Genomic DNA, 1,820 nt, shown 5'->3' with positions numbered 1-1,820 from the left:
AGCTACTGCTCATTTCTGTCACTGACAGATTTATTGCTTTTTTCATTGACAGGTAGTATTTCTACTACCCACACATTGGTATTCGTCTTGTTCAGTTTTCAAAGGTCATGCCTCTCACGAGACAACTATCTAAGTATATCACCGACCTCAAAAACTGTCAACACTTTTTTTGAAAAAAATAATATTTTTTTGAAATTCTTTAAAATTCCTCCTGTAAAACTGATATCAGTCATTTGAAAGAGTTACTTTCTTGGATCAAATTCTTCAAAATAAGACGCCATCTCTCTCAGCATTTTTTTCCTCCCCTTAAAACATTGATTACTAATCAACCGTTGATAATTATCTAATTCTTGTTCTGTTAGTGTCTGTCTGTATTCTAACATTCGATTCTTAAAGAGAACTAATTCATCCATATATAATCCCGTTTCAGCTAATAAGTGTCCAACTTCAGAAACTTCTACATAAGTCTTATTATCGAGTGTACGTTTCTTAGCTTCCTGCATTCTCACCTTATCAATAATATGGTTCCGAAATTTCGTCTTAAAATATACATGTAATTTCTCATCATCTTTTAAAACAATTGGATTACTTTTAATTAAATAGTACAAAACCATCATTCCTTCTTGCTCCCAGTCACAGGTATCCCATAAGTGTAAATAAAATTCCCGATGACATTTCAAAACTGTTCCACGAACTTTTTTATACGTTGATTCAAAATTCATAATGTATCCTTTCCTTCTTATCCTATCAAATACTTATGAAGCTTTGGGCGATATTTCCTAAGATGTCGCTTTACTTCTTTATTCGAAAATAAAATTAGAAAAAAGGATCATTTGAGGCAAAAATTTGACATTTCAGGCAAAAGATCTATTAAGAAAAATCTCTCTTATTCATTCCATAGTACTCTTGGCTTTTGCATAAAACACGATCTTAATATTTTTATATATCAAAAATACCTCAATCCTTTAGAGTCATATCTAAAAGATTGAGGTGTTATAAAATTCTAGGGCACCTCTAAAAACCAGAAGTATTCCGTTATGTAAAAAAGAAGGGACGCTTACCCTCCAATTTCTAGCAAGCGTCTCTTTATTTCCCTTTATTTCCTAACCCTATAATAACGGTCTCGTTGAAGGAAGGAGGGGAGGAAGAAGATTGTCTTTATTCTATATTGTCAGTTTTCAGGGATTCCACACAACTTGACAAAGAACCAGAAAAACAAACCTCCTCTTCAAAAATTTTGTTGTAAAAACAAAAAAGACCCCTTGATGGGATCTTCATCACTCCGCCAGTAGGACTCGAACCTACGACATCATGATTAACAGTCATGCGCTACTACCAACTGAGCTATGGCGGAAAGTATAGTCCGTACGGGATTCGAACCCGTGTTACCGCCGTGAAAAGGCGGTGTCTTAACCCCTTGACCAACGGACCTCTTTTCAACAATAATTATTCTAACAGGTTAGAGAAAAAATAGCAAGCCTTTTTCAAAATTTTTTTGATTTTTTACATAAAATTCTTCAGGATAAATCATAGACATTGAGGATTCCTGCAAATATAGAATTTTCGTTTATCCCATCTTATACTCCGGAAATGAATCCTATTGAGCAAGTTTGGGCAGAAATTCGCAAATTAGGATTTAAGGGAATCTCTAAAATTCTAACAGTTGATTTATCAAGGTTTTAGCAACTCAAATTAGACTTCCTGCGAAACAAGGATATGATAAAATAGAAGCATGAATTATGAATCCAGTAAAAAACTTTCCGATTTACGCTTTAAACGCCTAGTTGGTGTTGAGAGAAGAACTTTTGACAAAATGCTAG

1 protein-coding gene, 2 tRNA genes and 2 pseudogenes are annotated in these 1,820 nt (G+C 33.8%); 2 read left to right on the top strand and 3 right to left on the bottom strand.

Annotated features, from left to right (window positions below; genetic code table 11):
• Positions 1–242 precede the first annotated feature (242 nt).
• From E4T71_RS08515 to E4T71_RS08505, 3 genes are all read right to left on the bottom strand, one after another.
• A complete protein-coding gene (locus E4T71_RS08515) occupies positions 243–722 on the bottom strand; it encodes a sigma-70 family RNA polymerase sigma factor (RefSeq protein ID WP_135038894.1) in 480 nt (159 codons plus the stop codon).
• Between the two features lie 558 nt (positions 723–1,280).
• Positions 1,281–1,354: transfer RNA gene (locus E4T71_RS08510), tRNA-Asn, on the bottom strand.
• 5 nt (positions 1,355–1,359) lie between these two features.
• Positions 1,360–1,431: transfer RNA gene (locus E4T71_RS08505), tRNA-Glu, on the bottom strand.
• Between the two features lie 93 nt (positions 1,432–1,524).
• On the opposite strand from E4T71_RS08505, the pseudogene E4T71_RS08500 reads away from it, so the two are divergent.
• Both E4T71_RS08500 and E4T71_RS08495 read left to right on the top strand, forming a co-directional pair.
• Positions 1,525–1,641, top strand: a pseudogene (locus tag E4T71_RS08500) (IS630 family transposase); the annotation flags it as partial.
• 91 nt (positions 1,642–1,732) lie between these two features.
• Positions 1,733–1,820: pseudogene (locus E4T71_RS08495) on the top strand (IS5/IS1182 family transposase); the annotation flags it as partial.

Origin of the sequence: Streptococcus sp. WM07 (genome assembly GCF_004570525.1) — a bacterium.
Taxonomy (GTDB): Bacteria; Bacillota; Bacilli; order Lactobacillales; family Streptococcaceae; genus Streptococcus.
The sequence above is the reverse complement of the archived record's forward strand: the minus strand, read 5'-3'. Positions and strand labels throughout refer to the sequence as shown.